Consider the following 23395-nt stretch of genomic DNA (forward strand, 5'->3'; position numbering starts at 1 on the left):
GTAGTTCGCGGTGTCATAACCGGTTTTACCTTTCTCTCTAACTGCATTCTGGTGGGCGGTGAGGAATTCGAATCCCCGACCCCTTGGATGTCGACCAAGTATTCTAACCAGCTGAACTAACCGCCCGTAAAACTTTTGTTGATCATTGTATTTCAAATGACCGCTTGCGGCTTGCGCCAGCTTAAAACCATCTACTGCCAAATTCTGGTGGGCGGTGAGGAATTCGAATCCCCGACCCCTTGGATGTCGACCAAGTATTCTAACCAGCTGAACTAACCGCCCCGAAGACCAGCATTATAGAGAGGCTTTCCCAGAATGACAAGGGCTGTTTTGCAGGAAACTTTAATCTGTTTTTCATCCGCCTCCCGGGCGTCAGCCCCCTTTATACAGAGTCGGCCCGGCGCACGCGGAATGCCGCTAGAATCGCGGCATGAACTCCACCTTATTAGCCTGGCTGAAAACCCTGAGCCGCGTCTGCGGTTTCGAAACGGCCGATTCCTTCCCGCCCGGCCACCCGTATGCGCGCACGCGCTGGAATGCGGCGTACTTCGATATCGCTTCCGACGTGAAACCGGACGAGATGGAACGGCGCATCTGCGCGGCCATTGCCAACACGCCGAGCGTCTTCGCCTACATCAGCAATCCCACGCCGCGCATGCAGCGCGCGCTGCTGAGCGTGATCCACGACCGGCTGCGGCGCCAGCCCGGTGCGGGGGCCACGGACCTGGTCTTGTTATTGATCAATGCCTACGCCAGTCCCCACATCACGGAAGCCGTGCCCGGCCTGCGCACCCTGATCTTCAACACGGAACATGAAGACACAAATCTGCGCGTGCATGCCATCCTGGAATTGCTGGTGGGCACGCCACGGGGGCTGGACGTGATCGATATGTAGTGAACGAGCTGTCAATCAGGCGTGATTGGCGGGAACATAGCGCGCCCGCAAGCGCATGAATGGTGTTTCCACCACTCTATACAAGAGCCAGCCCGTGACGATGCTGAGCACTATCATCAACAGCATGGCCGGCAAGCTGTCCGGCCCGTAACCCATATCCTGCAAGATCGGGCGCAGCAGGATGCACAACTGCTTGTGCAACAAATAAATCGCATACGACCACAACGCCAGGCTGGCAGCACCCGGCACGCGCACTGTGTAGAGGACACTGGCGGGACTCAGCGCGGCAATCAGCAGCAGGGTAAAGCTGGCGGCCAGCACCGGATAGCCGAACACCGTCACCCAGTAGCCATAATGATCGGCAAGAAACACATAAAACATCAGTGCCGTACCAGCGATACCCGCCAGCAAGGCGCGGTTGCCATATGAGGTCAGGCGCGTCCAGGCGCCCGGATGGTAGTTTTTCAGCAGCGCCAGCGCCACGCCCGCCACCAGCTCGTCGAAGCGGCACCAGGATGCGTAGTAAATGTACTTGTAATAGCCGAGGCCGCCGCGCGGCACTTGCACATATTCATCCCACAGAGTCGCGCGCACCAGCATGCCGACGATAAAGCTGGCGGCCACGGCCACCCACGCCCACAGCAGCGACTTGCGGCAGGCGGCGACAAGCAAGGCCACGGCCGGCAGCAGCACATAGAACTGCTCTTCCACACATAGCGACCATGCATGGGAAAACGCCGTGCCCGGTGTCAAATTGATGTTTTGCGTAAAGGTGAGGAATTTCCACAGGGGCAGCAGCGCACTATCGCCGCGAAACGCGGGCCACAAATAATACAGGGCCAGCACGACATAGAAATTGGGCAAGGTGCGCAGGAAGCGCCGCGCATAGAAGCGGGGCAAGGAAAAGCCGCGCTCGCTGCGCAAGGAGGCGAAGATCTGGTTGCCGATCAGATAGCCGCTAAGGGCAAAGAACAGGTCCACACCCGTCCAGCCGATTTCTCCCCAGAAACCAAATGCCCCGCCATCGCTGACGAACAACAAATAGTGGTTCATGAACACCAACACGATGGCCAGCGCGCGCAAGGTATCGAGACCGTACAGGCGTGAAGAAGATGAAGACGACATGGATATCAGCAATGGAAAACAACGGTGGCGCCGATCATGCCATGCCGCACACTGCCATGGTCAACTTTTTCCAGGCGGCCAAGGCGAATCCCGCTAAAATATGCCGACCCCGCTTTCCCTTCCCGCAACCGCATAGGATATGTCCAGCATGAGCAGCGCACTCCACTTCAAGTCCATCAACTACACGGGCCAGGGCAGCGGCCCGCGCCTGATCGTCACGGGCGCCGTGCACGGCAATGAAACCTGCGGCACCAAGGGCATCCACCGCGTAATGGCTGAACTCGACAGCGGCGCCCTCTCCATTCTGGCCGGCAGCGTCACCTTCGTGCCCATCACCAATCCACTGGCCTACGCCAAAGGCGTGCGCAGCGGCGACCGCAACCTGAACCGCAATCTGTTTCCGAACGACAATCCGCAGGATTTCGAAGACCGCATCGCCAACTGGCTGTGCCCCTTGCTGGGCCAGCACGACGTGCTGCTGGACTTGCACTCGTTCAATGCCGACAGCCAGCCTTTTGTCATGGTGGGACCGCGCAACAACGACGGCCCGCTGCAACCGTTTCAACATGAAGACAAGGAACGCGCGCTGGCGCGCCGCCTGGGTGTGCGCCGCTTCGTTGATGGCTGGCTGCACGCTTACGGCCAGGGCGTGCAACGCCGCCTGGGCAATAGCGACCAAGTGGGCCTGGTCTTGCGCTACGGCGTGGGCACCACTGAATACATGCGCTCGACGGGTGGCTACGCCTTGACCCTGGAATGCGGCCAGCACGCGGACCCTGCTGCGCCGGATGTCGCCTACCGCGCCATCAAGAATACGCTGGCCTTCCTCGGTTTCATTGATGCACCGCAACCGGAAGCCATCGCGGACGCCGACATGGAAGCACTCAATATGGTCGTCGTGCACGACAAGCTGCACGCGGACGACCGCTTCATCAAGACCTGGTCCAGCTTTGACAAGCTCAAACAGGGCGAGCAGATCGGCGTGCGCGCGGACGGCACCCCCGTGACGGCCGAATTCGACGCCTACATCCTCTTCCCGGACGTCAACGCGCAAGCCAATGCCGAGTGGTATTACCTGGCAAGAGTTGCCGCCAGTTTCTGATTAATGACCCACTGACTTGGAGAAAAGGTTAATCACCAGCACGCCGGCAATGATCAGCCCCAGGCCGATCAAGGCTGGCGTATCCAGGCTCTGCTTGAACCAGAACCAGCCCACGGCAGAAATGAGCACGATGCCCACGCCGGACCAGATCGCATACACGATGCCGGTAGGAATGACCTTCAAGGTCAGGGACAAGCACCAGAAGGCGATACTGTAGCCGACCACGGTGATGACGCTGGGCCACAAGCGGCTAAAGCCCTCGGACGCCTTCAAGGCGCTGGTAGCGACGACTTCGGCGACGATGGCGATGGCCAGGTAGAAATACGTCATGGCAAGGCTCATGCGACAGTCCTTTCAAGGTAAATAGGAACAACAACGCCCCGCCCGCCCACCGCCTGTTCGATCATGGCGGCACGGCGGCGCAGGGCGCATCGGGGAAAACCACGTTACTGCGGGCTGAGCAGCTTCAAGCCCAGGATGCCGGAGACGATCAATGCGATGCAAGCCAGCGCAGCCGCCTTAGGTATTTTTTTGCTAAATACGGAAGCGATGCCCTCCCCCACCAGCCAGCGCCCGTCGCGGACTTTGCAAACCTGCACCGCACTGTTTTCAGCAAAACCTGTCTGCGCCGGTACGAAGGCATTCGATCAACTGTCGCTGAAAAAAGTAGCGCTCTGTTTTTTCGAAGACAACCTTGGCATCAGTCATGATGCGAAAACGCACGTCATTGATTTCAGTCTTTCCGTAATTTCATCCATTGCGATTCCCAGCTGCAGCAGACTCGGAGCCTCACCCTGGCAACCGCCATTATGACCCATATGGTGTTATCAAACTTCAGGATGCCGCAGCCGCGCACGCATGGCCGGCGAATGCCGGAAGCAATGAGGGCCCTCTTCGAGATCATCGCCACCGAATAGTCCGGCAGATACCCTCTTCGCCACTTGAACACAATGTTAGATCGCTCGCTCCAACTGAGATAGCAATATGACCGGTGCATAAACCTCAACAGTCACCTTCAGCCTGAAGCTGCGTGGAATTCATGGATGGAAAGTTTGCCCCCTTACAGCCAAGCTAACTTAGGCCCCCTGAAGCACTCAATTTGATCTGACAGTCACAGGCTTGAAACCGAATAATTGTCAATGATAGCTCGATCATTACAGCTCGATCCGTTCGCATGTCACTAGCCCAGACACGGATTTTTTTGCGGAAGTTGAAATGAAATGTCTACCTGAATTTCCTCAACTCCACCTAAGAATTCGAACTCTTAATGGCCTTTATAGTTACATAAAAGATATTATTGCCATGTTTGAATTTATGATGTAGAGTTGCAAGAAAATTCACTAAATACTTCCTGGAGTGGACTGTCAAGTGTGTACGATACTTCCCGTCGAGGAAAACACGATTTCTCAACGACTGATCCGGCGGATAGCCATTTTCTTGCGCGTTCGGCTCGCAATTACTAATGTGATTTTACTTATTTCAGTGGCATTTTGCACAAACGCGCTCGCGGAGAATTTTTCTTATATGCATAGCCTAAAGTCAGCTGAGAAGTCCATTGGGGATCTAGATATTTTTTCCAGGCTTGAAAACTTGAGCCCGGACAAAGTAGAGTCGCTGTACGAGAGCAAGGGCAATGACATTCAGAAACTAATGACAATGCGTTCTCTTACTGGAGACTCAACCGGTGCGGCTGAAGCCTTCCGCTGGCGGTATTTTCTGTCAAAATCAAAACCAAGCATTGCTCAAGAAAATCAGGAAACATTGGAATCAGTAACTGCAGAAAATGCACTTGAAGCGATTGTGGCAAAGGCAAAAATGCATCAAATCGTTATCCTCAATGAAGCTCACCAAGAACCGATACATCGTGTTTTTGCGGCTAAGGTCGCCCGCGAGTTGAAAAAAATCGGATTCAATTATCTGGCAGGTGAAACGTTCCGGCCGAACATTCCACAACAGCCAGGGTACGTCGACACCAGTATGGGGTTTTATTTACGTGAACCTATGTTCGGAGAATTTATACGGAATGCGATTAAAGACAAATGGAACTTCGTTGGATATGACGTCTATCCAGAAGGCCAAAATATCGCCGATCTGGCCAGGGAACGGGAATTTGGTGCGGCGCAAAATATCATCCGCCAGATTTTTTCCAAAGATCCTAATGCCAAGGTATTTATTTATGTCGGCTACGGACATGCCCGAAAAGAACCCGCATATACGGACGAAAAAACATACGCTTCATTGGCAGCAGTGCTGCAGCATCGGCTCGGTGTAGAACCACTCACAATCAATCAATCGGATATGTTTAGCCACGGCGATAAAGAAACAGATAATCCAGTATATCGGAAGGTGCTTGAGCGCTTTCCAAGTTCAAATCCCATTGTTCTCAAGAAAACAGAAGGAGAATATGCAGTTTTAAGCGGCCGACCGGGATATGACATGGAGGTATTTCATCCCGATGGCACAATGCTGTCAGAGACTGGACGCCCAATTTGGATGCAGAAAGCAGCTGGCCTGCATGCTCTCGCTATCCCGTCTGAGCTTTTACCGAAGGACAGGCGACGACTAATCCAGGCATTTCACGTAGAGGACGGTCCGAATGCCGTTCCAGCTGACATGGTAATGGTTGAAGTCGGTCGCCCGCCCAAGGCTTTAATGCTACCAGCAGGCAAATTTCGTCTGACTTACGAGGAGTGAACAACCAGTAACCCCCCATTTTTAGAGCGCGCGAAAAGTAGCGGTTGTGCAGCAAAGACAAGCTTTTGTTTTGGCGTGATGCCGCCAAGTGCCATATTGGGCCGGTCGTGATCGTAAGCCCACCACCAGCGGCTTGCGAAATCCTGAATCTCATCGAGCGTTTCAAACAGGTGATGGGCCAACCAGTCATAGCGCGCCGTACGGTTATAGCGCTCGACATCAGCGTTCTGCTGCGGCTGGCCAGGCTGGATAAAAACGATGCGTATGGCATGCCTGGCGGCCCAGGCCAGCATCACAGCACTGATGTACTCGGGGCCGTTATCGCCGCAAATGACCTGGGGTTTGCCACGCCATTCGGTGATCCTCTCGAGTACCACATGGCGCATCAGGAAATGTATTACTGCGGGCTGAGCAGCTTCAAGCCCAGGATGCCGGAGACGATCAATGCGATGCAGGCGATGCGCGCGGCGCTGGCCGGCTCACCGAGCACCATGATGCCGAAAATGGCAGTGCCGACAGTACCGATGCCGGTCCAGATGGCGTACGCCGTGCCCAGCGGCAAGGTGCGCAAGGCCAGGCCCAGCATCACCACGCTGCCCAGCATGGAAACGGCCGTCAGTGCGGAGGGCACGAGGCGGGTAAAACCGGCACTGTATTTGAGACCGATGGCCCAGCCAATTTCAAGCAAACCCGCCAATACCAGAATGATCCACGCCATCTCTTTTCTCCCGAGGCGGCAGGGTCGTCCCCGCCATACAGCCCCCACATCGAGCGGGGTCGTCCCCACAGGAGCAAAGGGAAAAGTATACCATTGGGTGAAAAGTCTTGCCGCAAGCACACTATCGCTAGTACGGCCGCTCTAATCGAAAATTGCCAGAAAACAGGCGCTTGGCAGCATAATTGCTGCATCCATTCACTCTCGGGAACAATGATGCTGCTTATGGCCCAAATCCTTACCGCCCTCATCTTGCTGCTGCACGTCTACATCGTGCTGCTGGAAACCGTGCTGTTCGATGCGCGCGGACGCAAGGTGTTTGGCCTGTCCAAGGAAAAAGCGGAGATCGTGCGCCCCGCCATGTCGAATCAGGGTTGCTATAACGGCTTTCTTGTCGCGGCGCTGGCGCTGGGCTTTTTTCACCCGGACGCCGCCATCGCCCATGCGTTCACCGTGTTCGGCCTGGCCTGCATCGCCGTGGCCGGCGCGTGGGGTGCGGTGACCGTCATGACGCGCATCCTTTACCTGCAAACCGTGCCTGCCGTCATCGCCCTGCTGCTGTTCCACTTCAATTGATTCCTGCCGGGCGGAGCTGACGGCCGCCCATCCCCTTCCCTCCTTGAAAAATGCACGCCGCCAGCACGTTATTTACTTATATCGTACTATAGCGATATTGAAATTTACAAAAGACGATACATATATCGTCCACAGACGAACATCGACAGGAGAAACACCATGGACATCGACGCCATCCACAAGGCGCTGGCCAATCCCGTGCGGCGACAGATCCTGCAATGGCTGAAGGAACCGGAGCAGCATTTCGCCCAGCAAGACCATCCGCTCGACTTCGGCGTCTGTGCCGGACTGATCGACCGCAGCCTGGGCCTGTCGCAATCGACGGTCTCGGCTCACCTGGCCACCTTGCAAAAGGCCGGCTTGATTTCCGCCAGAAAAGTCGGGCAGTGGAGTTTCTTCAAGCGCAATGAAGCCACCATCCAGGCTTTTCTGGAACATATGCAGCAAGGTTTGTAACCGTAGCCCATCCATATCGCCGTCCGCGGCACTCTCGACAGGAAAAATAGCAATCATGACAACCTTATTCGACCCCATCACCATTGGCAGCCTGCAACTGAAAAATCGCATCATCATGGCGCCGCTGACGCGTTCGCGCGCCGGCAATCCTGGCCGCGTCCCCAACGCCCTGATGGCCGAGTACTACACGCAGCGCGCTTCGGCCGGCATGATCATCTCGGAAGCGACGGCCGTCACGCCGCAAGGCGTGGGCTATGCCGACACGCCGGGCATCTGGTCAGAGGAACAGGTAGAAGGCTGGAAACACATCACCAAGGCCGTGCATGACGCAGGCGGCTTGATCGTGCTGCAACTGTGGCATGTCGGCCGCATTTCGGCGCCCGCCTTCCTCGATGGCGACTTGCCCGTGGCACCCAGCGCCGTCAAGCCGGCCGGCCATGTCAGCCTGCTGCGCCCGAAACAGGAATTCGTCACGCCGCGCGCGCTAAATACGGAAGAAATTCCCGGCATCGTGGCGGCTTACCGCCTGGGCGCCGAGAATGCGAAAAAAGCCGGCTTCGACGGCGTGGAAATCCACGGCGCGAACGGTTATTTGCTCGACCAGTTCCTGCAGGACAGCACCAACTTGCGCACCGACAACTACGGCGGCTCGATTGAAAACCGCGCACGCCTGATGCTGGAAGTGACGGATGCATGCATCGAGGTATGGGGTGCCGACAAGGTGGGTATGCATCTGGCACCGCGCCGCGACGCGCACGACATGGGCGATTCCGACCCGCGCGCCACCTTCGGTTATGTGGCACGCGAGCTGGGCAAGCGCGGCATCGCCTTCATCTGCGCGCGCGAAGCGCTTGGTGAAGACCGCCTGGGTCCGTACTTGAAGCAGGAATTTGGCGGCGTATACATTGCCAACGAGAAAATGGACAAGGCGGCGGCCGATGCCTTGCTGACCAAAGGCGAAGCCGATGCCGTGGCCTTTGGCCTGTGGTTCATCGCCAACCCCGACCTGCCCATCCGCCTGCACAGCGACGCGCCATTGAATCCCCTGAATCCGGACACGCTGTACGCACCCGATGCGGCCGGCTACACGGACTACCCGGCACTCGCGGCACAGGCTTAAACAACACTCCGGACGACAGCAGCGGCACTTCGTCGCTGCTGTCTGTCCCTCAGCGCCATCGGCGCCTTGCCGGCCGGGCCGGGCGGCGCGCGTGCACACTGCTGAACACACGGCGTATCACCTCGGCCGGCACCGCGAGCCCACGCAAGCAGGCTGTCGCCACCGTCCGGCCAAGGGCGTGATGAAACGCCACACCCCGCTCGACGAGCCCGGCCATCACCTTGTCCGTTCGGACATGCTCCCCCGCCACTTCATCGATACTGTTTTTCATGCCATGGCTCCCTGTCGCGTGGATCTACCTTGCATCAAGTTTTGACCACATTGTGTGCATTTGGTGCCCGGCACTGTGGCAAAGCATCGTTAAAATAGCAGCAATAAACACCCCGATGCCGCATGAATAGCGGCCTCGGCTGCTTGTCGCCACCGCCAGCCCCGTATAGAATGCCTGCGCAGAATTTTTGCTTCAAGGAAAATGGCCGCTAGCGCCATCCCATTAAGAATAGTGTCACTGAAGGGTATCAATGGACGATTTATTTGTACAAGCGGGCGACTTGCCGACCTGGCACCAGCGTTGCGCGCTGCGCGTGCTGCAGCTGTTTGGCTGGCGCATGCGCTTCCGCCCCTTGCCGGGGCCGCGCGGCATCGCCGTCGTCTACCCGCACACGTCCAACTGGGATTTCATGGTGGGCCTGTTCGGCAAATGGGCGCTGTCCCTGCCGTTCCGCTGGCTGGCCAAGGATTCCTTGTTCCGCGGCCCCATGGGCAAGGTGCTGCGCTACCTGGGCGGCGAACCCGTCGACCGCAGCACCACCAGCGGCACCATCGGCCGCCAGGCCGAGCGCATGCAGGCCGCCGACTGGTACTGGCTGGCCATCACGCCGGAAGCGACGCGCAGCTACCGACCGAACTGGAAAAGCGGCTTTTATCACCTGGCCCTGGCCGCCAAGGTGCCCTTGCTGCTGGTCTATATCGACTATCCGAATAAGGTGCTGGGCGTCGTCGACCATTTATACTTGACGGGCGACAAGGACGCCGACATGGCGGCCATCGCCGCCGTGTATGCGGGCCACCAGGGCTTGCACCCGGAAAAGGCGGCGCCCATCGTCTTGTCGGACAAGCGCCCCGGCGCTTAAGCAAGCCCCATCAAGACCACGCCGGCGGCCGTCAAGGCCACGCCGGCCACGCGCAGCATACGCTCGGCCAGCACCTGGCCAAGGAGACGCCCGGCACACAGCAAGCTGGCCGAAGCCAGCATGAAGCCGCACGCGGCCGAGGCGGCTGGCAACTCCTGGCCATGCGCATTGCCGTGCGCCAACGCAAATACGCCCACCAGGCCCATGCCGAGCCAGTTCGGCAAGGCCAGCGCCAGCGCGATGGCCAGCCCCACCAGGGCCACCGTGGCGGCGACGCCCGTTTCCAGCCCGGGCACCGTCAAGCCCGCCATGCCGGCCAGCGCACCGAGCAGCATCATGCCGAGGAAGGTGGCGGGCTGGGCCAGGCTGCGGCGCTGCTGGCCGCCCCATATGCCCACACCCAGCATGGCCAGCAAATGGTCGATGCCCGTGAACGGATGGGCGAAACCGGCCAGGAAACCCGCGCTCTCGCCATGGCCGGGATGCGCCATGGCGGGCAAGGCCAGCAGGCACAGTGCCGCCACGGCGGCTGTTTTTATCATCACTCTTGCACTCATTGCAGCTCCTTGCCTGGTTGGTCGAGCAAACCTTGCTCGCGGATAAAATCGATGACGACCTGCACACCGTCGCCGCTGCGCAGGTTGGTAAACACAAAGGGGCGCTCGCCGCGCATGCGCTTGGCATCCTGCGCCATCACGTCCAGATTGGCGCCCACATACGGCGCCAGGTCCGTCTTGTTGATAATGAGCAAATCCGAGCGCGTGATGCCGGGACCTCCCTTGCGCGGGATTTTTTCGCCGCCCGCCACGTCGATCACGTAAATCGTCAGGTCCGACAGTTCCGGGCTGAAGGTGGCGGCCAGGTTATCGCCGCCCGATTCGACCAGGATCAAGTCGAGATTCGGAAAATCAGCTTGCATGCGCGCGATCGCTTCCAGGTTGATCGATGCATCTTCGCGGATGGCCGTGTGCGGACAGCCGCCCGTCTCCACGCCCATCAGGCGCTCGGCCGGCAAGGCGTCCGCGCGCAGCAGAATTTCCATGTCTTCCTTGGTGTAGATGTCATTCGTGATGACGGCCATGTCGTAGCGCTCGCGCATGCCCTTGCACAGCATTTCGCACAGGGCCGTCTTGCCCGAGCCGACCGGGCCGCCGATGCCTACGCGCAGGGGATTTGAGGTAATCGATGTCATGTTGTAGTCTCTCGGTGTAGTGTTCAGGAACGGTACAAACGGCTGTACTGCACTTCGTGCCGCATCGACAGCAGCGACAGGCCGGGCGCCCAGTTGTCCATCTCTTCGTCTTGCAAGGTTTGCGCCGTGCGGGCCGCCGCTTCCAGCTCCGGCCGCAGCGACAGCAGCAAACGCTGGCCCGCTACCTGCCCCAGCGGCACGGATTTCACGCAGACCAGCACCTGGTTTTCCGCCCAGGCGAACAGCATGGCCAGCAGCGCCTCTTCGCGCGGAATGGCCAGCGCCGCCACGGCGCAGGCATAGGCCGTGGGCAGCGCCACTTCCGGCTGGCCCTGCAGCATGTCGATCAACACGCCATCAGCCACGCCCAGCTCGGCCAGCAGCTTGGTCAATGAATAGCCCATCTGAATGGTTTCGGCGCGAAATTCCGCCGTGTCGCGCGAGGCGATGAAGCGTTCGCTCCAGCGCTGCACGCCACACAAATCCTGCGCTTCGAAGGCCTGGATCAAACGCCAGCACAGGGGCGCTTCCCAGCGCGCCACCACCAGCGTCAGATGCTGCGCGATCCAGTCGCGCGCCGTGGCCGCATCCACCACCAAGCCGCATTCCAGGGCCGCTTCCAGCCCCTGCGAATAGCTGTAGGCGCCAATCGGCAAGGCCGGGCTGGCGAACTGCAGCAAATGCAGCAGGGCCGATGCCTGCATCATGCGGTGCCCGGTGTGTCGCTGGGGCGGTGAATCTTCTGGCGCAGCGGCACGGGCGCCAGCAAGTGCTGGCCATGGCCGTCGTGGTGGCCATGGCCGCCGCCATACGCGCCCGCTTCCGGCTCGAATGGCGCGCTTTCCTCCGTCACACTCGCCTGCAAGCCTTCCAGCATCTCCTTCAGCACCACGTCCTTGCGGATGCGCAAAAAGCCGTCACCCACCTGCGCCTGCGTGTGGCGGTTACCCAGGTGGAAAGCGCAGCGCAGCAGGGTGTGGGCGTCAAGGCAGCGCACCAGGTAGGTCGGTTCGCGCGCGGCGACGATCTGCACTACGAGCCCTTCCGGTCCCGTCATGCGCTCGCCGTCGCGCAGCACCGTGCCGCGCACGGTGAACACGGCTACCTCGTCGCCATTCGACAGCACGGCGCGCAGCCGGCATTTTTCGCGCTGGTCATAGGGCAACACAAGTTGGGCAACGGCGGCGCGACTATCGTCAGCCGCCAGCTTGGTATGCAAAGTGAGCATGATGTCTCCTGCTTAAAATAAAAAATAGCGCTGCGCCATGGGCAGCACGGCGGCCGCCTCGCACACCAGCAGCTGGCCGTCGGCGCGCACGGCATAGGTTTCCGGGTCCACTTCCATGTGCGGCGTGGCGCTGTTATGTATCATGTCGTGCTTGCGCAAGCCGCGCATGTTCTTCACGGCGATGACGGATTTATTCAGTTTCAGCTGATGCCCGATATCGAGGTCGTAGGCCGCCTGCGAGACAAAGGTGAAAGACTTTTTCAGACCGCCGCCGAAGGCGCCGAACATCATGCGGTAGTGCACGGGCTGCGGCGTGGGAATCGACGCATTCGGGTCGCCCATCTGCGCAGCGGCGATCATGCCGCCCTTTAAAATCATCGATGGCTTGACGCCGAAGAAGGCGGGCTTCCACAGCACGATGTCGGCGATTTTGCCCGCCTCGATGGACCCGACCACGTGGGAAATCCCATGCGTGATGGCCGGGTTGATCGTGTACTTGGCGATATAGCGCTTGGCGCGGAAGTTGTCGCTGCGCGCCGTGTCGGGCGCCAGCGGCCCCCGCTGCACCTTCATCTTGTGCGCCGTCTGCCAGGTGCGCATGATCACCTCGCCGACCCGGCCCATGGCTTGCGAGTCCGACGACATCATCGAGATGGCGCCGATGTCGTGCAGGATATCTTCCGCGGCGATGGTTTCGCGGCGGATGCGCGACTCGGCAAACGCCACGTCTTCGGCAATCGCCGGGTCCAGGTGATGGCACACCATCAGCATGTCCAGGTGCTCGTCGAGCGTGTTGACGGTAAACGGGCGCGTCGGGTTGGTCGACGAGGGCAGCACGTTGGACTGTCCCACGGCGGCGATGATGTCTGGCGCATGGCCGCCGCCCGCCCCTTCCGTGTGAAAGGTGTGGATGGTGCGGTCCTTGAAGGCGGCAAGGGTGTGCTCCAGAAACCCGCCCTCGTTGAGGGTATCGCTGTGCAGCGCAACCTGAATATCCATGCGGTCCGCGACGGACAGGCAATTGTCGATGGCGGCCGGCGTGCTGCCCCAGTCCTCGTGCAGTTTCAGGCCGATGGCGCCCGCGCGCACCTGCTCCTCCAGTGGCAGCGGCAAGCTGACGTTGCCTTTCCCCATGAAGCCAAGATTCATCGGGAAGGCGTCGGCGGCGGCCAGCATGGCGTGCAAGTGCCATGGTCCCGGCGTGCAGGTGGTGGCGGCCGTGCCCACGGCCGGCCCCGTGCCGCCGCCCAGCATGGTCGTCACGCCGCTCATCAGGGCTTCCTCGATCTGCTGCGGGCAAATGAAATGGATGTGCGTATCGACGCCGCCGGCCGTAACGATCATGCCTTCACCGGCGATAATCTCGGTCGCGCCGCCGATGGGCAAGGTCACGCCAGGCTGGATGTCCGGGTTGCCCGCCTTGCCGATGCCGAAGATCAGCCCATTCTTCAAGCCGATATCGGCTTTCACGATGCCCCAGTGGTCGAGGATGACGGCATTCGTGATAACGGTATCCATCACCTCGGCCGCGCAGCGCTGCGACTGGCCCATGCCGTCGCGTATCACCTTGCCGCCACCGAATTTCACTTCTTCGCCGTAGATCGCATAGTCATGCTCGATCTCGATGAACAGTTCCGTGTCGGCCAGGCGGATGCGGTCGCCCGTGGTGGGGCCGAACATTTCGGCGTATGCGCTGCGGGGAATGCTGGCCATCTCAATCCTTTCCTGGTGGAGTGTCTTGCAGTTCGCCCATGACTTCACCATTGAAGCCGTAGACCTTGCGCTCCCCCGCCAGCGCCACCAGTTCCACCGTGCGCTGCTGGCCCGGTTCGAAGCGCACGGCCGTGCCGGCCGTGATGTTCAGGCGCATGCCGTAGGCGCGCCAACGCTCAAAGGCCAGCGCCGGGTTGACTTCAAAAAAGTGAAAGTGCGAACCGACCTGTATCGGCCTGTCGCCCCGGTTGGCCACCACCACGGTGGCCGTGGCGCGGCCCACATTGAGGCTGATTTCGCCTTCTTCCAATTTGTATTCGCCTGGGGTCATGAGGGACTCCTTCAAAGATCGCGTTACGCTTGCCGGCGGGTCGCCAGCGCAAAAACAGCCATGACGCGGGTGGCGCCCTGGCCAATCAAAAAACTACGGTATCGGGTGGTGCACGGTCACCAGCTTGCTGCCATCGGGAAAGGTCGCTTCCACCTGGATATCGGGGATCATCTCGGCGATGCCGTCCATAACGTCCGCACGTGAGAGTATTTTCGTACCGTCCGACATCAGCTGCGCCACCGATTTTCCATCGCGCGCACCTTCCATGATGGCGGCGCTGATCAGGGCCACCGCTTCCGGGTAATTGAGCTTCAAGCCGCGCGCCAGGCGCCGTTCGGCCAGCAGCGCGGCCGTAAAAATGAGCAGCTTGTCTTTTTCGCGGGGAGTCAGGTCCATGGTTTTCCTTGCGCTTCTTTCCTGATTAAGTGTTCCAGATGCGGGGCACGACGGCGTCGCGTCCCAGCATGGCGGGGCGTAGCAGCTGCCAGGCGGCCAGCATGATCGTGCGCGCCGCCTCGCTGTCGCCGCACAGCAGGCGCACCACCACCAGCGATTTCATCTGCGTGGCGCCAAACGCGGCGCCGGCAGGCACCTTGATCTCGCGCAAGGCAGCCAGCACGGCGGCAGAAACGGGTGTGCCGACGGCGATCAGGGTGGCGCACACCGTGTGCCCCCCCAGTCCCAGTGGGCTGGCCATCAGCGCGCCGCCGGCGGCCAGCACGCCCTGCTCCCACCACAGCAGCTTGCCGCCGCGGCGGATCTGCACCTGCTGGGCGATGCTGCCTTCATTAAAAATTTCGCCAGAGGCGCTGCGGCCCAGGCAGACGATGTCGCAGCCGATATAGCTGGCGTCCGCCGCCAGTTCCACCTCGTGACGCAGGCGCACGCACGCCTGGTCGAAGAAAATGCTTTCCTGCGGCAGCCACTCGATGGAAGCGCCGCTACCGGCGCGCAGCACGATGTGCTGGCCCGAGACGTGGCCATTCGCGCGGTACCACTTGGCCGCCCCCGGCGACGTGAGAAACGCGTGCGCGCCTTCGCCCACCGTGACGTCGACAGCCAGCTGGTCGCCGCCCACCACGCCGCCGGGCGGATGGATGATGATGGCGTGGCAGACGGCATCGCCTTCCGGATACAAAGGCTTTTGCACGCGCAGGGGGCCGCTGTGCGTGCGCTCGACCAGACGGCTGACGCCATCGTGCCAGGCAAATCCCAGGCGCAAGTGCGCCTGCCAGGCGTCATGTGCGTTGGCCTGTGAGGGCATGGCTGGGTGAGTACTATCTGGCATGCGGGGCAATCGCGTAAATAAGCGATTACCTAAGCAGGATATGTGCCAGCATCAAGGGATGGAACCGTGAGAATTGCGCACCACGCTGCGGCAGACGCACCCGCATGGTGCATCGGCCGCACCGCGGCGTCTACGCCACGGCCAGCGCGCGCCGTTCGCGCAGCAAGGCCGTGAATGGTGCAGCAGCCAGGGGACGGCTGAAATAATAACCCTGCATTTCGTCGCAGCCGTGTTCCGTCAGGAAGTCCACCTGTTCGCGCGTTTCCACGCCTTCGGCGATGACGCGCATGTCCAGGTTGTGCGCCAGCGAGATGACGGAACGCGCGATGGCCGCGTCGCTGCTGCTGGTGGTGACGTCGTCGACGAAGGATTTGTCGATCTTCAGCACGTCGATGGGAAAGCGCTTCAGGTAACCCAGGCTGGAATAGCCGGTGCCGAAGTCATCGAGCGAAATGCCCACGCCGATATCCTTCAGGCGCGTCAGGGCGGCCACCGCCTTGTCCGGGTCGCCCATCACCGTGCTTTCCGTGATCTCGATGCCCAGGCAGGCGGGCGCGATGCCGTATTTGCGCAATGCCGCTTCGACGAAAGGCACCGTACGGTCCTGCGCGAACTGTTTACCAGACAGGTTGACGGCCACCTTGATGCTGCCCAGGCCCGCGTCGTGCCAGGCACGGATCTGCGCGCAGACGGTTTCGAGCACCCATTCGCCGATGGCGGTGATCAAGCCGTATTCCTCGGCCAGCGCGATGAACAGACCGGGCGGCACATTGCCCAGCACCGGGTTATTCCAGCGCAGCAGAGCCTCCGCGCCCAGCATGGCGCCCGTGCGCAAACACATTTGCGGCTGATAGTGCACTTCGAATTCCTCGCGGCCGATGGCGCCGCGCAGCTGCTGCTGCATGGCCAGGCGGGCGCGGATATCGCTGCCCATGCGCTCCGTGAAGAAAGCGTAATGATCGCGCCCCATTTCCTTGGCGCGCACCAGGGCCGTGTCGGCGTGGCGCAGCACGTCGTCGAGGCTGTCGCCGTCGGCCGGGCACATGGCGATGCCGATGCTGGTGGTCAGCGCCAGGCGCTCGCCACCGACACTGAGCTCTTCGCGCAAGCCGGCCAGGATGGTCTGCGCCAGCGCCAGCGTGCGGCCCAGCAGGGCATCGTCCTGCAGCAGGATCTGGAATTCGTCGCCGCCCTGGCGCACCACGGTGTCGCCCTCGCGCACGCAGCCGGACAGAAAACGCGCCACCACTTGCAGCGCCTTGTCGCCCACGGCCTGGCCGTGCGAATCGTTGATGTTCTTGAAGCGGTCCAGGTCCAGGCACATCAGCACCACTTGCTGGCTGTCGCGCAGGGCGTTGGCGCGCGCCTGTTCGAAGCGCTCGCGCAGCAGCACGCGGTTCGGCAAGCCAGTCAGCGCGTCGTGGTAGGAGAGGAAGTCGATCAGATGCTGCTCGGCCTTGCGCTCGCTGATATCGAGGAAGACGCCCACGTAGTTGACAACGCCGCCGTCCGGGCCATGCACGGTGGACACGCTGAGCAAACAGGGATAGGTGTCGCCGCTCTTGCGCCGCGTCTGCACCTCGCCCGACCAGCAGCCGCTGCTGCGCAAGCCCTGGCGCATGGCCAGCAGCACCGCTTCGCCCGTATATTCGGCGTGCAGGCGCATGATGTCCGTGCCCACCACATCCTGCGCCGCGTAGCCAGTGATGCGGGTAAAGGCGGGATTGGCCGTGACGATGATGCCGGCCGGATCCGTGATCAGGATGGCGTCCTGAGTGGCTTCGAAGACCTGGCCCGAGAGGCGCAGCAATTCCTCGTTGGCGCGGCGGATTTGCACTTCGCGCGCCAGGGTGCTGGCCACCTGTTCCAGTTCGGCCGTGCGTTCGGCCACGCGCCGTTCCAGGTTGGCGCGCTCCTGCGCCAGCTGCAGCTGCGCCCGCGCCAGGCGCACATGCGCATCGGTGCGGGCCAGGATTTCCTCGGCCTGGAAGGGCTTGGCGATGAAATCGACGGCACCCAGCGCAAAGCCGCGCACCTTGTCGTCCGTATCGTACTGGGCCGACAGGAAGATTACCGGCACCTGGCGCAGGGACGGAATCTCCTTCAGGCGGCGGCAGACTTCAAAGCCGTCGAGACCCGGCATGCGCACGTCGAGCAGGATCAGCTCAGGCGGGCGCGCCTGAGCCGTCCACAGGGCCAGCTCACCGTTCGGCGCCTGGCGCACCGCATAGCCGGCGCCGCCCAGCAAATCGCTCAACAGCTTCAGCGAAGCCGGCGTATCTTCAACGATCAGTACTTCGCCCTTAGCATTCACTTCGGAAAAATCGCGGTGCATGTAGCAGTTCTCTCAGCTTTGGATGAGGCGCGGCGGTCAGTTGCCACGCTGGACAAGACATTTCTTTGCGGTGAACTACGTACTATCATCATAATCTTTATTGCAATTTAGCACCATCCATCGGCGCCACTTAGTCCGTCTTTTCATCGAATCCGATGTTGTCAGCCCACACTTTCAGGCATGTGCCAGCGCGCCCTCGCTATCCAGCAAGACACACAACTGACGGTACTGGTGCTGGTCGAGCATGGCCTGCAGCGGCGCCAGCAACGGCGCCGCCGACGCAGGCATGGCCGCCAGCAGCTGTGCCACCCGGGCCAGGTTCAATTCGCGCAGCGCCACCAGCAAGGCGGCGCGCTCTTCCCAGGCCAGCAGACGCAAGTCTTGCGCCTGCAGTGCAGGCAGCACTGCCGCCTGCGCTGGCGGGGCCGGCGGCACGGATGCCAGCATCCGTGCCTGCGCCGCCTGCGCTGGAATACTGAAACGGAAGGTGGCGCCCTGCCCCGGCGTGGACTCCACCGTCAGCTCGCCCTTCATTAACTGCACGAATTCGCGCGAGATGGCCAGGCCCAGGCCCGTGCCATCCTTCGGTCCCGCGCTATCGGCCTGCACGAAGGGTTCGAAGATGCGCTGCTGGTCTTCCGGGGCGATGCCGATGCCCGTGTCGCTGACTGCGAAAGACAGGCGCCACGTGGCATCGTCGCGCCGCTCGCCGCGCACGCGCAAGGTGACCTTGCCGCTGCCGGCGAACTTGACGGCGTTCGACATCAGGTTCAGCAGCACCTGGCGCAAGCGCGTCGCATCAAGCAGTACCGCAGCCGGCAGGTCCGCGCAATCGAGGTGCAGGACCAATCCCTGCTGCTCGGCGGGCATGCCCAGCATGTCCATCACTTCCTGCAACAGCGGCGCCAGCGCCACCACGGTCGCCTGCGCCTGCAAGCGCCCCGCCTCGCCCTTCGACAGTTCGAGGATTTCATTGATCAAAGTCAATAAATGATTGCCGGAGCGGTGGATGATGGCCAGGTTGCGTTTTTCATCGTCCTGCATGTTGGGCGAGGCGGCCATCAGGCGCGAAAAGCCGATCACGGAATTCAAGGGCGTGCGCAGTTCATGGCTCATGTTCGCCAGGAAGGTGCTCTTGGCGCGGTTCGCCGCCTGCGCCTGGCTGACGGCCACCGACAGGGCGCTCGTGCGCTCGACCACCAATTCTTCCAGGTGATGGCGGTGGCGCAGCAGTTCCAGTTCGGCCTCGCGGTGCGCGGTGATGTCGTAGTTTGAACCCACCAGGCGCACGGGCCGGCCCCGCCCGTCGCGGAAGATCACGGCATCGGCCTTGATGTAGCGGATGGCGCCATCGGGCCACAGGATCCGATACTCGTGCGTGAACGCATGGCCTGTGCCCAGTACGGCGCGCAAGGCCTCCTTGGCGGCCGGCACATCGTCCGGCACCAGCGCCGCGCGCCAGATCGCCGCCGGCGACATGTTGCCGGACGCATCGGCCTTGAATTGCGCGTACATCTGTTCATCCCACTGCAATGCGTCGCTGCTGACGTTCCAGTCCCATATGCCGATGCTGGCCGCGCCCGTCGCCATCTGCACGCGCTCCTCGCTGCGTTGCAGGGCGCGGTAACGGCTGTCGAGCAGCGCCACCATGTCGCGGATGGAACGGTACAGGGTGCGCAGCTCGCCCAGGAACCACGCTTTCGGCGGCGTGCCGAAGGCTTCGCCCTGCCCCGCCTTGACGCCGGCCGCATACTGGCCAATCGCCTTCAGGGGCTTGAGCATCAGGCACCACATGAGCAGCCAGATGCTGGCCACCAGGATCACGTCGAGCGCCACGATCATGGCGCCGATGCCCAGCGCGCGCTGCCGCAGCTGCGCGTGCAGCAAGGCCGGCGTCGCATACACGGCGACGCTGCCGATGACTTGTCCACCCATCGTCACGGAGCGCCGCTGCACCAGCCAGCCCGGTTCGGCGGGCAGCGCGGCGAGGCTGTCGATGGCGCCGTCCGCATTGCGGCGCAGGACCAGCGCTTCCTTGCCGATGCCCGGCGTCAGGGAGCTGGCCACCAGTTCGCGCTTGCCCAACATGCTGCGCATGATGGCCTGCATCTGCTTTTCATCCAGGTTCCACAAGGGCAGTTCGATGGCCACGGCCAGCTGGTCCGCGCTGACGGCCAGGCTTTGCTGCAGCTGCTGCCAGCGCTGTTCGCGCTCGGATTGGTAAAACAGCACGGCAAACACCAGCAGCAGCACGGTGACGACAAAGGTCAACGTTACGCTGACGGCCAGCACGATGGACACGCCGCCCAGGCGGGCGCCCTTGGGTGCGTAAAAAGTCATGCGTCTTCGCCCTGCGGTTCGCTGGCCATCTGCGCCAGCAAGGCGCACAGTGGCTGGTACTGGTGTTGTTCCAGCATGGCGGCGATATGCGCGGATAGCTGCGGCAGGCCAGTTGCCACGCTGGCCAGCACAATGGCGCTGCGCCGCAAATCGAGCGCCTGCACGGATTCGAGCAGCGCCTGCCGTTCGGCTGCACCCAGCTGGCCCAGCGCCTGCGACAGGTCAAAGGCCGGCGCGGGCACGCGCGGCGACGCGGCGGTGGTGCGCTGGAAGCGCACGCCCAGTTGCTGCTCCAGCATGGCGAACAGGTGTTCCTGTTCGATCGGCTTGCGCAGGAAACCGTCGGCGCCGGCCGCCAGCGCCTCCTGCTTTTCTTCTTCGAAGGCGGAGGCGGTCATGATCACCAGGCGCGGCTGCACCAGCACCGGCTGCGCGCGCAGCCAGCGCGTCAGCGCCAGGCCATCCATGCCTGGCATGCGCCAGTCGCTCAACACCATGTCGTAGCGCTGCGCCGCCAGCATGGCTTGCGCCTGCGCGCCGCCCGCCGCTTGCTGCAACTGGAAGCCCAGTGGTGCCAGCAAGCCGGCCAGCAGCTTGCGGCAGTTGTCGTCATCATCGACCAGCAGCACCATGCGCCCGCGCTGGCCCGGCGGCAGGCGCGCCACGCGGCCCGGCGCCAGCGCCGCGATGGCCGGTTGCTGCAGCACCGGTGCGCGCAAGTCGAAACGGAATACGGAACCCGCTCCCAGCGTGGAATCGACGCGCAACTCGCCGCCCATCAGGCGCACGAATTCGCGCGAAATGGTCAGCCCCAGTCCCGTGCCGGCCTGCGCCACGGCGCTGTCGGCCTGCACAAACGGTTCAAAGATACGTTCCAGATCCGCTTCCGCGATGCCGCTGCCCGTATCGCGCACGGCAAACGACAGCGCCGTCTGCCCATCTTCTGCCGCCTGGCACGCCAGCGACAAGATCACACTGCCCTGCTCGATGAATTTGAGCGCGTTCGACAACAAATTGAGCAGCACCTGGCGCAGCTTGGCGCCATCGAGGCGCACCAGCGGCGGCACGCCGGAACGTTCGATCTGCAGCGCGATGCCCTGGTCGCTCGAGCGCATGCGCACCATCTCGAGCACCTCGTCGAGCAAACCATTCAAGTCCACGGGTCCCGTTTGCAGCTGCATGCGGCCCGCTTCGATTTTCGACAATTCCAGGATATCGTTGATCAAGGTCAACAAGTGGTGGCCGGCGCGGTTGATGATGGCCAGGTTATGCTTTTCTTCCTCGAACATGCTGCTCGAATCGGCCATCATCTGCGAAAAACCGATCACGGAATTCAATGGCGTGCGCAATTCGTGGCTCATGTTGGCCAGGAAAACGCTTTTCGCGCGATTCGCCGATTCGGCCTCGGTGACGGCCACAGACAGGGCGGCCGTGCGCTGCTGCACCAGTTCTTCCAGGTGGTCGCGGTAGCCGAGCAATTCCTGCTCGCTGTGCTTGCGCTCGGAAATGTCGACGATGCCGCTGCGTACCAGGCGCCGCCCTTCCATGGGCAATTTGACCAGCCGCACCTCGCAGGGAAAAATGCTGCCGTCGGCACGCCGCACATTGCGCTCCACCAGGACAGGCTCGCCCAGCATGGCGCGGCGCAGATGCTCTTCCATCATCAGTCCCAGCGGAAGGCCATCGGGCTGCTTGCCGGTATACAGGTCGAACGGCCCGCGCGCCAGCAGCGCTTCGCGCGACAGGCCCAGCATGCACTGCGCGCTGCTGTTGGCGTCGACGAAGCGATCCAGGTCCAGGTCGTACACCAGGATGGCTTCCGGCGCATGCTCGACCAGGATGCGGAAGCGCTGCTCGCTCTCGCGCGCATCGCTCTCGGCGCGCCGCAGGCGCCGCCGCTGCAGCAGCAAGGCGCTCAGCAAGCCGACCATCACGATAAAGACGCCGCCCACCAGCAGCACGGCAACGCGGTGTTCATGCCACAGTTGCGGTGGCCGGTTGAGGAACAGCGTGTGCGGCGGCAGGCGGCTGATGTCGGCATCCCAGCGCTGCAGCTGTTCCCAGTCGTACATGGGCACCGGGCGAGCGGGCTGCAGCAAGGCGCCCGGCGCCGCGGGCGCCTTGCCCGCCAGCACCGCGAGCGACATTTGCGCCACCTGCTGCGCGGCCTGTTCGATGTGCAGGATGGAGCCACCCAGGATGCCCTTGCCGACCGTCGCGTTGTACATGCCAAAGGTGGGCACATTCGCCAGCCGCGCCAGTTGCACGGAAAACTGCACGGGCGTGGCGATGGCGCCGTCCACGTCGCGGTTGACATTGCCCGCCACCAGCACGGCATCGGAGGGCAGCCGCGCCACGGCCGCGCGCATCTGCTCCAGGGTCAGGTTGTCGAGGTAGCGCATGGCCACCTTGCCCTGCCACGCCAGCGCCGCCTGCTGCATGTTGCGCTTCAAGACCTGGTCGGCCTCGCTGGTACCGACGGCCATGACGATGGTCTTGGTGTCAGGGAACAGCGCCATGGCTTGCGCCAGTGTGCCGGGAAAATCGACATTCGCCTTTTGCTGCCAGATGGCAGCCGGGCTGCCGGCAGGCAAGGCCATGCCTGAGGTGTTAATCGCCAGCACGGGCACGTCGCGCGCCAGCGGCGCCAGGTCCGACAGCAAAAAATCGAGCGCTGGCTGCTGCATGGCGACGATCAGGTCGGCCTTGCGCCCCATTACCTCAGTGTATCTTAAAAGCAACAAATCGCGCATCTCATTGCGCAGCGCCGGGTCTCCCTGGGTATTCATGTTCAGGTGCTCGACCATGATGTCTTCGCTGGCCAGGCCCGCGGCGGCCATGGCGGCGACATAGGTGCGCGTGTACGATTCCACGCCGGCGCGGCCATAATCGTAAGCGTTGAGGAACAGCACGCGCTGCCCCTGGTGCGGCGACGCGGCGGCGGGCGCCGATGCCGGCAAAGCGGCGCAGGGCGCGGCGACACAGAACGCCAGCAGCAATGCGCGGCAGCAACGGCGCACCGCTGCCCTGCCCTGCCCACCGCCCGGCACTTCACGCATCACTCGCCATGCCCATGCTCACTCCCGCCTGTCACCATGTTTCAACCATGCGCTGGCTGGTCAGCCACCGACACTTACAAAAACATGATAACG

Annotated in this window: 23 protein-coding genes, 2 tRNA genes and 1 pseudogene; 8 read left to right on the top strand and 18 right to left on the bottom strand. The window is 61.9% G+C overall.

Going from position 1 to position 23395, the window contains the following annotated elements; translation table 11 throughout:
- Window positions 1-49: 49 nt before the first annotated feature.
- Window positions 50-126, bottom strand: a tRNA-Val gene (locus CLU92_RS10330).
- Window positions 127-205: 79 nt separating this feature from the next.
- A tRNA-Val gene (locus CLU92_RS10335) sits at window positions 206-282 on the bottom strand.
- 148 nt (window positions 283-430) lie between these two features.
- On the opposite strand from CLU92_RS10335, the gene CLU92_RS10340 reads away from it, so the two are divergent.
- A complete protein-coding gene (locus CLU92_RS10340) occupies window positions 431-895 on the top strand; it encodes a hypothetical protein (RefSeq protein ID WP_101481820.1) in 465 nt (154 codons plus the stop codon).
- Window positions 896-910: 15 nt separating this feature from the next.
- On the opposite strand, the gene CLU92_RS10345 is transcribed toward CLU92_RS10340, so the two are convergent.
- Entirely contained in the window at window positions 911-2020 is a 1110-nt protein-coding gene (locus tag CLU92_RS10345; protein ID WP_101481821.1) for an acyltransferase, read from the bottom strand.
- Between the two features lie 139 nt (window positions 2021-2159).
- On the opposite strand from CLU92_RS10345, the gene CLU92_RS10350 reads away from it, so the two are divergent.
- Window positions 2160-3122: a succinylglutamate desuccinylase/aspartoacylase family protein gene (locus CLU92_RS10350; RefSeq protein ID WP_101481822.1), complete on the top strand. Its 963-nt coding sequence runs from the start codon at window positions 2160-2162 to the stop codon at window positions 3120-3122.
- Here the strand turns inward: CLU92_RS10350 and CLU92_RS10355 are convergent, their stop codons facing one another.
- The gene (locus CLU92_RS10355) at window positions 3123-3452 is read right to left on the bottom strand and encodes an SMR family transporter (RefSeq protein ID WP_101484608.1); all 330 of its coding nucleotides are present in this window, start codon (window positions 3450-3452) and stop codon (window positions 3123-3125) included.
- Window positions 3453-3599: 147 nt separating this feature from the next.
- Between CLU92_RS10355 and CLU92_RS27765 the strand changes: the two genes are divergently transcribed.
- Window positions 3600-3935: a hypothetical protein gene (locus CLU92_RS27765; RefSeq protein WP_180338487.1), complete on the top strand. Its 336-nt coding sequence runs from the start codon at window positions 3600-3602 to the stop codon at window positions 3933-3935.
- A gap of 651 nt (window positions 3936-4586) precedes the next feature.
- Window positions 4587-5816 carry a hypothetical protein gene (locus CLU92_RS10365; RefSeq protein ID WP_143452598.1) on the top strand — a complete coding sequence of 410 codons (1230 nt, stop codon included), beginning with the start codon at window positions 4587-4589 and terminating at the stop codon, window positions 5814-5816.
- Between the two features lie 47 nt (window positions 5817-5863).
- Here the strand turns inward: CLU92_RS10365 and CLU92_RS10370 are convergent.
- A pseudogene (locus CLU92_RS10370) lies at window positions 5864-6187 on the bottom strand (integrase core domain-containing protein); the annotation flags it as partial.
- A gap of 26 nt (window positions 6188-6213) precedes the next feature.
- Entirely contained in the window at window positions 6214-6534 is a 321-nt protein-coding gene (gene sugE / locus CLU92_RS10375; RefSeq protein ID WP_101481825.1) for a quaternary ammonium compound efflux SMR transporter SugE, read from the bottom strand.
- 213 nt (window positions 6535-6747) lie between these two features.
- On the opposite strand from sugE, the gene CLU92_RS10380 reads away from it, so the two are divergent.
- The 3 genes from CLU92_RS10380 (at window position 6748) to CLU92_RS10390 (ending at window position 8683) form a co-directional block, all read left to right on the top strand.
- A complete protein-coding gene (locus CLU92_RS10380; RefSeq protein WP_101484609.1) occupies window positions 6748-7107 on the top strand; it encodes a DUF1304 domain-containing protein in 360 nt (119 codons plus the stop codon).
- A gap of 159 nt (window positions 7108-7266) precedes the next feature.
- Entirely contained in the window at window positions 7267-7563 is a 297-nt protein-coding gene (locus tag CLU92_RS10385; RefSeq protein WP_101481826.1) for a helix-turn-helix transcriptional regulator, read from the top strand.
- A 55-nt stretch (window positions 7564-7618) separates the two neighbouring features.
- Window positions 7619-8683: an alkene reductase gene (locus CLU92_RS10390; RefSeq protein ID WP_101481827.1), complete on the top strand. Its 1065-nt coding sequence runs from the start codon at window positions 7619-7621 to the stop codon at window positions 8681-8683.
- 49 nt (window positions 8684-8732) lie between these two features.
- On the opposite strand, the gene CLU92_RS10395 is transcribed toward CLU92_RS10390, so the two are convergent.
- Window positions 8733-8954 carry a hypothetical protein gene (locus CLU92_RS10395; RefSeq protein ID WP_101481828.1) on the bottom strand — a complete coding sequence of 74 codons (222 nt, stop codon included), beginning with the start codon at window positions 8952-8954 and terminating at the stop codon, window positions 8733-8735.
- A gap of 250 nt (window positions 8955-9204) precedes the next feature.
- Between CLU92_RS10395 and CLU92_RS10400 the strand changes: the two genes are divergently transcribed.
- Entirely contained in the window at window positions 9205-9816 is a 612-nt protein-coding gene (locus CLU92_RS10400; RefSeq protein WP_101481829.1) for a 1-acyl-sn-glycerol-3-phosphate acyltransferase, read from the top strand.
- Here CLU92_RS10400 and CLU92_RS10405 read toward each other — a convergent pair.
- The 11 genes from CLU92_RS10405 to CLU92_RS10455 all read right to left on the bottom strand — a co-directional run bounded on the left by CLU92_RS10405 (window position 9813) and on the right by CLU92_RS10455 (window position 23302).
- Window positions 9813-10358: a HupE/UreJ family protein gene (locus CLU92_RS10405; RefSeq protein ID WP_101481830.1), complete on the bottom strand. Its 546-nt coding sequence runs from the start codon at window positions 10356-10358 to the stop codon at window positions 9813-9815. The two genes, CLU92_RS10400 and CLU92_RS10405, sit on opposite strands and share 4 nt — an antisense overlap.
- Before the next feature lie 11 nt (window positions 10359-10369).
- Window positions 10370-11008: an urease accessory protein UreG gene (gene ureG, locus CLU92_RS10410; RefSeq protein ID WP_092714505.1), complete on the bottom strand. Its 639-nt coding sequence runs from the start codon at window positions 11006-11008 to the stop codon at window positions 10370-10372.
- Between the two features lie 23 nt (window positions 11009-11031).
- Window positions 11032-11712, bottom strand: coding sequence for an urease accessory protein UreF (locus tag CLU92_RS10415; RefSeq protein ID WP_101484610.1), 681 nt, complete (start codon window positions 11710-11712; stop codon window positions 11032-11034).
- Window positions 11712-12236 carry an urease accessory protein UreE gene (gene ureE / locus CLU92_RS10420; protein ID WP_101481831.1) on the bottom strand — a complete coding sequence of 175 codons (525 nt, stop codon included), beginning with the start codon at window positions 12234-12236 and terminating at the stop codon, window positions 11712-11714. Before ureE ends, CLU92_RS10415 begins: the two co-directional genes overlap by 1 nt.
- 12 nt (window positions 12237-12248) lie before the next feature.
- Window positions 12249-13949 (bottom strand): urease subunit alpha, encoded by a 1701-nt coding sequence (gene ureC / locus CLU92_RS10425; protein WP_101481832.1) that lies wholly within the window; start codon window positions 13947-13949, stop codon window positions 12249-12251.
- Window position 13950: 1 nt separating this feature from the next.
- Complete coding sequence (locus CLU92_RS10430) at window positions 13951-14280, bottom strand: urease subunit beta (protein ID WP_101481833.1); 330 nt, start codon at window positions 14278-14280, stop codon at window positions 13951-13953.
- A 93-nt stretch (window positions 14281-14373) separates the two neighbouring features.
- Window positions 14374-14676 (bottom strand): urease subunit gamma, encoded by a 303-nt coding sequence (locus CLU92_RS10435; RefSeq protein WP_034751936.1) that lies wholly within the window; start codon window positions 14674-14676, stop codon window positions 14374-14376.
- Between the two features lie 25 nt (window positions 14677-14701).
- Complete coding sequence (locus CLU92_RS10440; RefSeq protein ID WP_180338488.1) at window positions 14702-15568, bottom strand: urease accessory protein UreD; 867 nt, start codon at window positions 15566-15568, stop codon at window positions 14702-14704.
- A 130-nt stretch (window positions 15569-15698) separates the two neighbouring features.
- The gene (locus CLU92_RS10445; RefSeq protein WP_101481834.1) at window positions 15699-17903 is read right to left on the bottom strand and encodes a GGDEF domain-containing response regulator; all 2205 of its coding nucleotides are present in this window, start codon (window positions 17901-17903) and stop codon (window positions 15699-15701) included.
- 174 nt (window positions 17904-18077) lie between these two features.
- Complete coding sequence (locus CLU92_RS10450) at window positions 18078-20243, bottom strand: HAMP domain-containing sensor histidine kinase (protein ID WP_101481835.1); 2166 nt, start codon at window positions 20241-20243, stop codon at window positions 18078-18080.
- A complete protein-coding gene (locus tag CLU92_RS10455) occupies window positions 20240-23302 on the bottom strand; it encodes a PAS domain-containing hybrid sensor histidine kinase/response regulator (protein ID WP_101481836.1) in 3063 nt (1020 codons plus the stop codon). Before CLU92_RS10455 ends, CLU92_RS10450 begins: the two co-directional genes overlap by 4 nt.
- Between the last annotated feature and the right edge of the window lie 93 nt (window positions 23303-23395).

It is taken from the genome of Janthinobacterium sp. 61, from assembly GCF_002846335.1.
Lineage (GTDB): Bacteria > Pseudomonadota > Gammaproteobacteria > Burkholderiales > Burkholderiaceae_D > Janthinobacterium.

Bases quoted from the DNA above. Each gene is read 5' to 3' on its own strand.
- CLU92_RS10430 (WP_101481833.1), bottom strand. From the start codon at position 14,280: ATGACCCCAGGCGAATACAAATTGGAAGAAGGCGAAATCAGCCTCAAT.
- ureE (WP_101481831.1), bottom strand. From the start codon at position 12,236: ATGCTCACTTTGCATACCAAGCTGGCGGCTGACGATAGTCGCGCCGCC.
- ureC (WP_101481832.1), bottom strand. From the start codon at position 13,949: ATGGCCAGCATTCCCCGCAGCGCATACGCCGAAATGTTCGGCCCCACC.
- CLU92_RS10390 (WP_101481827.1), top strand. From the start codon at position 7,619: ATGACAACCTTATTCGACCCCATCACCATTGGCAGCCTGCAACTGAAA.
- CLU92_RS10400 (WP_101481829.1), top strand. From the start codon at position 9,205: ATGGACGATTTATTTGTACAAGCGGGCGACTTGCCGACCTGGCACCAG.
- CLU92_RS10450 (WP_101481835.1), bottom strand. From the start codon at position 20,243: ATGACTTTTTACGCACCCAAGGGCGCCCGCCTGGGCGGCGTGTCCATC.
- CLU92_RS10380 (WP_101484609.1), top strand. From the start codon at position 6,748: ATGCTGCTTATGGCCCAAATCCTTACCGCCCTCATCTTGCTGCTGCAC.
- CLU92_RS10350 (WP_101481822.1), top strand. From the start codon at position 2,160: ATGTCCAGCATGAGCAGCGCACTCCACTTCAAGTCCATCAACTACACG.
- CLU92_RS10385 (WP_101481826.1), top strand. From the start codon at position 7,267: ATGGACATCGACGCCATCCACAAGGCGCTGGCCAATCCCGTGCGGCGA.
- CLU92_RS10355 (WP_101484608.1), bottom strand. From the start codon at position 3,452: ATGACGTATTTCTACCTGGCCATCGCCATCGTCGCCGAAGTCGTCGCT.
- CLU92_RS10345 (WP_101481821.1), bottom strand. From the start codon at position 2,020: ATGTCGTCTTCATCTTCTTCACGCCTGTACGGTCTCGATACCTTGCGC.
- CLU92_RS10445 (WP_101481834.1), bottom strand. From the start codon at position 17,903: ATGCACCGCGATTTTTCCGAAGTGAATGCTAAGGGCGAAGTACTGATC.
- CLU92_RS10340 (WP_101481820.1), top strand. From the start codon at position 431: ATGAACTCCACCTTATTAGCCTGGCTGAAAACCCTGAGCCGCGTCTGC.
- sugE (WP_101481825.1), bottom strand. From the start codon at position 6,534: ATGGCGTGGATCATTCTGGTATTGGCGGGTTTGCTTGAAATTGGCTGG.
- CLU92_RS10415 (WP_101484610.1), bottom strand. From the start codon at position 11,712: ATGCAGGCATCGGCCCTGCTGCATTTGCTGCAGTTCGCCAGCCCGGCC.
- CLU92_RS10395 (WP_101481828.1), bottom strand. From the start codon at position 8,954: ATGAAAAACAGTATCGATGAAGTGGCGGGGGAGCATGTCCGAACGGAC.
- CLU92_RS10435 (WP_034751936.1), bottom strand. From the start codon at position 14,676: ATGGACCTGACTCCCCGCGAAAAAGACAAGCTGCTCATTTTTACGGCC.
- CLU92_RS27765 (WP_180338487.1), top strand. From the start codon at position 3,600: ATGCCGGAGACGATCAATGCGATGCAAGCCAGCGCAGCCGCCTTAGGT.
- CLU92_RS10405 (WP_101481830.1), bottom strand. From the start codon at position 10,358: ATGATAAAAACAGCCGCCGTGGCGGCACTGTGCCTGCTGGCCTTGCCC.
- CLU92_RS10455 (WP_101481836.1), bottom strand. From the start codon at position 23,302: ATGCGTGAAGTGCCGGGCGGTGGGCAGGGCAGGGCAGCGGTGCGCCGT.
- CLU92_RS10440 (WP_180338488.1), bottom strand. From the start codon at position 15,568: ATGCCAGATAGTACTCACCCAGCCATGCCCTCACAGGCCAACGCACAT.
- ureG (WP_092714505.1), bottom strand. From the start codon at position 11,008: ATGACATCGATTACCTCAAATCCCCTGCGCGTAGGCATCGGCGGCCCG.